Source organism: Lichenifustis flavocetrariae, assembly GCF_026130545.1.
Classification (GTDB): Bacteria; Pseudomonadota; Alphaproteobacteria; order Rhizobiales; family Beijerinckiaceae; genus Lichenihabitans; species Lichenihabitans flavocetrariae.
Window position 1 is genome coordinate 207438 of sequence record NZ_JAMOIM010000010.1, and the last position, 7925, is coordinate 215362.

A 7925-nucleotide genomic window follows, 5' to 3' on the forward strand; every position below is an offset into this window, starting at 1 on the left:
AATGGCGGCCTGTCGGCGCGTCATGGACCATGGCTAGCAGGCCGAAACTGTCGGCTCGCTGACATCTGATGGATTTCACGCCCCTCACTGCCGCGACTTGGTTGCGCTATGCAGCGGAGGTGTCAGCCAATCGACAGCTTGAAGGTGCGACAACGAACGATGTCCTACCTCCGCCCAGCAGCGGTCTTGACCTTGAGCGTCGCCCTGATCGTCGCGTCCGTACCGGCGTGGGCCGACGATGACGATCACGATCGTGCGTTCGGGGCCGTCGAGCGCGGTGAGGCGCTGTCGCTTCCCGAAGTGATGGCGCGCGCGAAGCAACAGCTGCGCGGCGAGGTCGTCGGCACCGCGTTCAATCGCGAACACGGCCGGTGGATCTACGAATTCAAGGTCGTCACGCCCGGGGGCAAGCTGCGCCGTGTCTACATCGACGCTGCCTCGGGCAAGCCCGTCAGGGACGATGACGACTGATGCGCATCCTGCTCGTCGAGGACGACCCCCGCATCATCCGCAACGTGAGAACCGCGCTCGAAGCCGCGAGCTACGCCGTCGACGTGGTCTCGGACGGCGAGAGCGCCTGGTTCGAAGGCGACACCCAGGACTATGACGCGGTCATCCTCGATCTCGGCCTGCCGAAGCTGGACGGCCTCGCAGTCCTCGCCCGCTGGCGCGAGGAAGGTCGGAATTTCCCCGTCCTGCTCCTCACGGCTCGGGGGGCCTGGGCCGAGCGGGTCCAGGGCATCGACGGCGGGGCCGACGATTACCTCACCAAGCCGTTCGCCATGGAGGAACTGCTGGCGCGCGTGCGGGCCCTGACCCGCCGCGCCGCCGGACGAGCCTCCGCCTTCCTGGTCGCGGGGCCGGTCACCGTCGACACGCGGAAGATGCTGGCGTCGGTCGACGGCGCACCTGTGAACCTCACGACGCTCGAATATCGCTGCCTGAGCTTCCTGATGCATCACGCCGGACGGGTGGTCGCCCCGACCGAACTCATGGATCACCTATATTCCCATGACCACGACCGTGACCTCAACGCGATCGAGGTGCTGATCGGTCGACTACGCCGGAAGATTGGCGTCGAGTTGATTCAAACCCGGCGCGGGTTCGGCTACATGATCCCCGACGCGGCGCACGCATGAGGCGCGGCGCTCTCAAACTCCGCTTGCTCGCAGTCGGTGCCGTCTCGATCGTCGTCGTCTTCACGGTCTTCGGGGTTGGCCTGTACTTCCTGTTCGAACGCCACGTCGAACGTCGGGTCGCGCTCGAACTCGGATCGCATCTCCGGCAGCTGGTCAGCGGAATCGAAAGGGGGCCGAACGGCGCGTTGCAGCTCGCTCGACCCCTTGCCGAACCGCGCTTCGCCGAGCCGTTGAGCGGGCTCTACTGGCAGGTCTCGCCCGAGCCGAGCGGCGCGGCCCTTCGATCACGTTCGCTCTGGGACGCGGCCCTCACGCTGCCGGCCGACAGGATCGCGGATGGCGCGGTCCACCAGCACGTGATCTCTGGTCCCAGGGTTGTCAGCCTGTTCGCGGTGGAGCGCGTCGTCGGGCTCCCCAAGGCCATGGGCGGTGGCGACGTCCGCGCCGTCGTGGCAATCGACAGGACGGAGCTGACCACCGCCGCCCGCGACTTCCTGACCGATCTCCTTCCCTTCCTTGGCGCCCTGGGAGCCGTTCTGCTCGGCGCCGGCTGGCTGCAAGTAACCATTGGGCTCAGGCCGCTCGATGCCGTTCGCGGCCGGCTGGCCGACGTGCGCGGCGGTCGCCGGACGCAACTGGGAGCCGACTTCCCCGACGAGGTGCTTCCCCTCGCGGCCGAGGTCGACTTGCTCCTGCTGGCGCAGGAAGGCGCGATCAACAAGGCCCGCGCGCGCGCCGCCGATCTCGCCCATGCCCTGCGCACGCCACTCGCGGTGCTTCAGGGCGACGCCGAGGCCCTGCGGTCACGGGGAGAACACCAGGTCGCCGACGAGATCGCGGGGGTCGCGGACACCATGCGTCGGTCCGTCGAGCGGGAACTCGCCCAGGCACGGGCCGGGGCGAGGGTATCGCGGGGCATGGCGGAGCCGCTCCTCCCGCTGGTTAAGAGCGTAGTCGGGGTGCTCAGCCGCCTGCCGGCCGGCCGCAGCCTCGACTTCGCGATCGAGATCGCCTCGGACCTGCGGGCGGATGTCGATCCACAGGACCTCTCCGAGGTCATCGGCTGCCTGGGCGAGAACGCGACCAAGTGGGCGCGTAATCGCGTGACATTCTCCGCCCGCGCCGAGGGCGAGGCGCTCTGCATCGCGGTGGAGGACGATGGCCCCGGGATCTCCGCCGACCGGAGGGAGATGGCGCTCAGCCGTGGCGGCCGCCTGCCGCAGTCGAAGCCGGGAAGCGGGCTCGGTCTCGCCATCGTGGGCGACCTCTGCGAAGCATATGGGGGCGTGATCACGCTGGAAACCGGTACCTGGGGAGGGTTGAGGGCCGAAGTTCGATTGCCGGCAGCAAAGGGATCCCGCGAACGGAACGGGCCTCTGTCCATCAGGCGCGGTGCTGGAGACGGCATGGCAGGTCGGCACGCTGACGCTCCTCCAAGGAGGAACATGACTGCGGCGGCCGACCTCGATCATCAAGGACAGGACTGACATGGAAGCCTGGAACCAAGCCGTCTTTCTCGCCTTGAACGCGCCCGAACATCCCAACTCGGGAGTGGTCTCGCTGGCGGTTGCCATCGCGCAGGGGGCGATCTTCCTCGTTCCTCCCCTCCTCGCCAGCCTATGGCTCTGGGGCGGACGCGGGGGCCGGAGCGGACTGTTGCTCGCGTTCTGCGGCGCCGAGGTAGCCCTGGGTTTCAACCAGCTCGCCGCAGCGGTCTGGTATCACCCGCGCCCCTTCGAAGTCCCGATCGGGCGGACCCTGGTCGAGCACGTCGCCGACAGCTCCTTTCCCAGCGACCACGTGACGTTCCTGGTGGCCGTGGGCCTTGGCTTGTTGGCGTTGTCGCATCACCGATGGGCGGGGTTCCTCACCCTGGCCCTTGCCGTACCCGTCGCATGGTCCCGTCTGTTCCTGGGGATACACTTTCCCCTCGACATGGTGGGCGCAATCCCGGTCGCCTGCGCCGGCTTACTGGTCGTCGCGCCGTTCCGTTCTTGGGCTGAACGGACGTTGACGCCCCGCTGGATCGAGCCGCTCTACCGTCGCTTTTTCGTGGTCCCGATCCGACGAGGGTGGGTCGAGCCCTGAGAGTCTCGGCAGAATGTAGCCTGCGGGTTGATTGCGCGAGGCAACCTGACTAGGCGAGGAGAAGTGCCTCGGACTTTGGCAGCGTCTCCTTCCGCTCGGATTACCGGTCGGTGACATCCTTGCCCAGTGAAGCACGACGTCGACACGCGGCGCGGGTTCAGGGTCGGCAACGGAAGCGGGAATGGCTCGATTTTTTTGGGCGGACCTCTTGAAGCCGTTCTTCGGGCCTCCCAAATCGCCGCTCGTCGGTCAGAAAGGCCCGACATCGATGGCGTCGCCCCGTCGCGACCCTTCGATATCCATGTTGCTCATCAGGAGAATGTGGCTATGCGAACCTTCGATATCTCGCCCCTGTATCGCTCCACGGTCGGCTTCGACCGCCTCTTCGACCTCCTCGACAACAACACGGCGCGACCGGACTGGCCGCCGTACGACATCGAGAAGAAGGCCCAGAACGAATATCGCATCAGCATGGCGGTCGCAGGCTTCGGCTCGGACGACATCGAACTGACCCAGCACGGCACGACGCTGATCGTCGTGGGGCAGAAGAAGGCCTCGGACGAGGGGCGGCAGGTCCTCCACCAGGGCATCGCATCCCGCAACTTCAAGCAGACGTTCAACCTCGCCGATCACGTGAAGGTCGCTGCGGCGAACCTGGAGAACGGCCTGCTCTCGATCGACCTCGTCCGCGAGGTGCCCGAGCAGCTCAAGCCGCGGCGGATCGAGATCGCGGCCGGAAGCGGAACCTCGAACGTGCAGGACATTCGCTCCCGGCAGATCGATCAGGATCCTGGTCGACAGACCAAGGCGGCCTGAGCAGCTCGACGCCCCCAACACTGTGATCCCCGCCTCCCGGCCCTCGCCGGGAGGCCCTGACTGCGGAGAACGGAGATGAAACCCAGGTTCGAGTTCAACGAGGATGTCGGCAAGTCAGTCTGGTCAACACGATCGGTCGACGATGAGGGCCCGCCCCGATCGGAGCTGATCCGCGCGAGTGAACCGCTTTTCGAATCGATCACGACGGACGGAGTTTCTTGTCACGCCCGTCCGATACGGTGACCCGGCGGGAGGGCGGGGGTCTTGCATTCGGCGATGATGAAGGCGCTCCCGAGAAGCGTCCGGGGGAAGACGGGGCTTGTTTCGCGAGCCCGTTCCCACTGACGTCTGCGAAGCTGCTAGCCCGGTGGCGGGGAAGGACGAACGTTCGGCCCCGAAGGGACGATGACGACGATCCGCCGCCCTGTCCCGTCGCCGCGTTCCGTCCTCCGCCCGGCCCGTTTCCCGCCGCTCAGGCCCTGGTGCCGGCTTACGCTTGAACGACGGGCCCTTAGGGCCCTCCGGGGTCTAAGACCCGCTCAGGTCCGTATGAGCCCTTTCGCAGCCTTATCCCTTCGCCGCGAACGGCACGACCTTGTCAGTCGAAGCCGTTCGCGTCTGTTTTTCCGAGGCCAGATCGATGGCCGCCATCACCCGCTCCGTGGCGCTCTGATGCACCATGTGACCGACCCCGGGGACGCGGTCGAACGTGCTCTGGGCAATCTCGTCATGCAGACGCTGCGACTGCCGATCGATGTCGACGATGCGGTCTTCCTCGCCGGCGATGATCGCGACCGGCATCTTCAAGCGCACATACTTGGCGCGCGCCGCGAACGCATCCGGAAGCAAGAGGGCGGACTCCGCCGCGCCGGCTCGGATTTGGGAGGGCCGCAGCGCCATGCCGACCGGGAAGCCGTCGAACTTGGTCGGCGTGGGCGAGGGACCGAACAGCTTCCGCAGCAACAAAGGCCACATCATTCGGCCGAGCAGCGGCGAGACGGTGTAGCGCATCAGGTCGCCGAGGATCGGCACCGCCGGCCCCGAAGCCGTGACGACGTCGGCGCGGAGCGTCGGGTAATAGTATCCCGACGCCAGCACCAGGCTGCCGACCATTTCTGGATGGCGGAGGCCGAGCGCAACGGCGACGGACGCTCCCCAAGAGTGTCCGAGGACGGTCGCTTGCTTGACGCCGATCCGTTGGAGCGCCGCATGGATGAGGTCGGCCTGGGCATCGGCGGTCCACACCGTGCTTCGCGGGCGCTCGCTGTACCCGTATCCCGGCCGGTCGAAGACGATGACGCGGTAGGTCCTGGCCGCCAGCTCGACGAGCCCGCTCGTCTCGAAATCCTGGATCATGCTGCCGTTGCCGTGCAGCAGGACGAGCGGCTCTCCCGTCCCACGTTCGACGTAGTGGAGGCGGACGCCTTCGATGTCGAGAAACCGTCCAGTCGGAGGATTGTCCCGCTCCGCCTTTTGGGTCGCCTGCCGATTGATCACCGCCGAGGCCGCCAGGGCTCCGGCAGCGGCAAAGGTCGCGAGGACAAGTGGGCTCGTCCACGATCGTGAGGACCGGGCGGTCGACTTCCTGACGGTCCTCACGATGCCCATTCGCATATCCGATCCGTTGAGCGCTTCCCAATCCAGCATTGTGCAGCGCAGCATGGACCGAACCGCCCAGCTCGTAGTAGGTTCCGGTCGCCGTCGGCTTCCTCGAACGACCTGACGCTATCGGTGCGTGCTTCGCCCGAAATCCGTCTCAGTCAAAACCGCTTTCACACTCGGGCGAGATACGGGCACGCCTCCGTAAGACGCACGCCGGATCAGCCCACCATGAACGACTACCAGGAGAACATGGCCGGGACGCCGGAGCGGACGGCTTCTGAGCGTGACATCGAGTCCATTCGTGAGGAGGGCGGCTTCTTCGTCGAGGCCGTCCGGGTGACCCGGATGCCCATGATGGTGACCGACGCCCGGCTTGACGGGAACCCGATCGTATTCGCCAACGCCGCGTTCACCAAGCTGTCGGGTTACACGGTGGAGGAACTCGTCGGCCAGGATCCTCACTTCATGAACGGGGAGAAGACCGATCCCGAGGCCATCCGACAGTACAAGGCGGCCATCGCCCAGGACCGCGACCAGACGTTGGAGATCGTGCAGTACCGGAAGGATGGTTCGCCGTTCTGGGCGATGCTGTTCGCGAGCCCCCTCGGTGACGGTCAGGGTACGGTCACCCATCATTTCCTGTCTTACCTGGACGTCACCCGGCGGCACGACGCGGAGACGGATCTCCGGGCCTTGACGGCAAGCCTGGAAGCAAGGGTTGCGGAACGCACCCGGGAGCTTGAGGCGGCCAATGAACGCCTGACCAAACTCGCGGCCGAGCGAGAGATGCTCATGGTCGAGGTCAACCATCGGGCGAAGAACAGCCTGGCGATCGCCGCCTCCCTTGTGGCGCTCCAGGGACGTCGTCAGCCCGACAAGGACGTAAGGGCGCTGTTCGATGCCACGCAGGACCGCCTCAACGCGATGGCCCGGGTTCACGACCTGCTCAGCAAATCCGAGCACGCCCAACGCGTCGACCTCGCAACCTACGTGCGAGACCTTTGCGAGTCCCTCAAGCTGGTCACCGACGACGACGATCGTATCCGTTTGGAGACGCATGCGGAAGAAGGCCTCCTGGTCGAGGCCGACACGGCGGTGCCGCTCGGCATCGTGATCACCGAACTCGTCCTCAACGCCGTCAAGTACGCCTTTCCGGCGCCGGCCAGCGGGACGATCGTGACGCATGCCCAACGCAAGGGTCCGGGCATGGCGGAGATCGTCGTCCAGGATGACGGAGCCGGAATGGAGAGCGTACGGGAAGGGTCGCTCGGATTCGGCTTGGTGAAGTCGCTGGTCCAGCAGATCGACGGAAGGATGGATATCCAGAATGATGGTGGAGTGAGGGTCGCCATCTCGTTCCCCGCCCCTGCTTAGGTCCGCCGAGGGTTGTGACGGATGGGCGACGACCGGGGGCTGGTACTTACGAGGGCCAACGACGAAGTGACCTTTCTGCGTCGCGCGACGTTGCCCCCGATGACACAGACCAGACCACCCATCCTCGACGCCTCCGCCGTGATCTTCGACGTCGACGGGACCCTAGTCGACAGCGTCGACTTCCACGCCGAGGCTTGGCAGCGGACCTTCTCCGCCTTCGGCTTCGAGTTCGACCTGATCAAGGTCCGCGAGCAGATCGGAAAGGGCGGCGACCAGCTGCTGCCCGTCTTCCTCGACGGTGATATCCTGGAGAAGCAGGGCAAGAAGATCGAGGCCTACCGGCAGGACCTGTTCGAGCGTGAGTATTTCCACCGCGTGATCGGCTTCCCGCAGGTGCCGGAGCTGTTCCGCTTCCTGATCGACGCCGGCAAGACCATCGCATTGGGCTCGTCGGCCAAGACCGACGACCTTAAGGTCTACAAGAAGGCGGCCGGCATCGAGGGGATGACCACGGTCGAGACCACCTCGGACGACGCCGAACGGTCCAAGCCGCACCCGGATATCTTCCTCGCGGCGCTCGATCGGCTGAAGCTGCCGGCCAAGGACGTCGTCGTCGTGGGCGACACGCCCTACGACGTCGAGGCGGCCATGAAGGCCGGCATGAAAAGCACCGGGCTTCTGTGCGGTGGCTTCTCCGAGGACTCGCTTCGTAAAGCCGGCGCGGTCGACGTCTACCGCGATCCGGGTCACCTGTTGCAGGTGCTTCAAGCGGCATGAAGAAGGACGGCGGAGCCGCGTCTTCGGCCGCCGTCCTCAACCCGGGCGTGGCCAGCAAGGTCCAGGCTGAACGATATCGCGGAAGTCGGGCACAGGCGTCCGGCTCGGTGTCACCTCGACCATGAAGCT

General features: G+C 66.1%; 8 protein-coding genes. 7 read left to right on the forward strand and 1 reads right to left on the reverse strand.

Annotated elements, in window-relative coordinates:
- Positions 1-192 precede the first annotated feature (192 nt).
- From M8523_RS16720 to M8523_RS16740, 5 genes are all read left to right on the forward strand, one after another.
- Positions 193-471 (forward strand): PepSY domain-containing protein, encoded by a 279-nt coding sequence (locus M8523_RS16720; RefSeq protein ID WP_282586022.1) that lies wholly within the window; start codon positions 193-195, stop codon positions 469-471.
- Positions 471-1139 carry a response regulator transcription factor gene (locus M8523_RS16725; RefSeq protein WP_282586023.1) on the forward strand — a complete coding sequence of 223 codons (669 nt, stop codon included), beginning with the start codon at positions 471-473 and terminating at the stop codon, positions 1137-1139. The genes M8523_RS16720 and M8523_RS16725 overlap by 1 nt, the downstream gene beginning before the upstream one ends.
- Complete coding sequence (locus M8523_RS16730; protein WP_282586024.1) at positions 1136-2626, forward strand: sensor histidine kinase; 1491 nt, start codon at positions 1136-1138, stop codon at positions 2624-2626. The genes M8523_RS16725 and M8523_RS16730 overlap by 4 nt, the downstream gene beginning before the upstream one ends.
- A 1-nt stretch (position 2627) precedes the next feature.
- Positions 2628-3227 (forward strand): phosphatase PAP2 family protein, encoded by a 600-nt coding sequence (locus tag M8523_RS16735; RefSeq protein ID WP_282586025.1) that lies wholly within the window; start codon positions 2628-2630, stop codon positions 3225-3227.
- Positions 3228-3554: 327 nt separating this feature from the next.
- On the forward strand, positions 3555-4043 hold the full coding sequence (locus tag M8523_RS16740) for an Hsp20 family protein (RefSeq protein WP_282586026.1): 489 nt from the start codon (positions 3555-3557) through the stop codon (positions 4041-4043).
- 567 nt (positions 4044-4610) lie between these two features.
- Here M8523_RS16740 and M8523_RS16745 read toward each other — a convergent pair.
- The gene (locus M8523_RS16745; RefSeq protein WP_428350737.1) at positions 4611-5651 is read right to left on the reverse strand and encodes an alpha/beta fold hydrolase; all 1041 of its coding nucleotides are present in this window, start codon (positions 5649-5651) and stop codon (positions 4611-4613) included.
- A 222-nt stretch (positions 5652-5873) separates the two neighbouring features.
- On the opposite strand from M8523_RS16745, the gene M8523_RS16750 reads away from it, so the two are divergent.
- Positions 5874-7019: a histidine kinase dimerization/phosphoacceptor domain -containing protein gene (locus tag M8523_RS16750; RefSeq protein WP_282586028.1), complete on the forward strand. Its 1146-nt coding sequence runs from the start codon at positions 5874-5876 to the stop codon at positions 7017-7019.
- A 99-nt stretch (positions 7020-7118) separates the two neighbouring features.
- Entirely contained in the window at positions 7119-7796 is a 678-nt protein-coding gene (locus M8523_RS16755; RefSeq protein ID WP_282586029.1) for an HAD family hydrolase, read from the forward strand.
- The last annotated feature ends 129 nt before the right edge of the window (positions 7797-7925 follow it).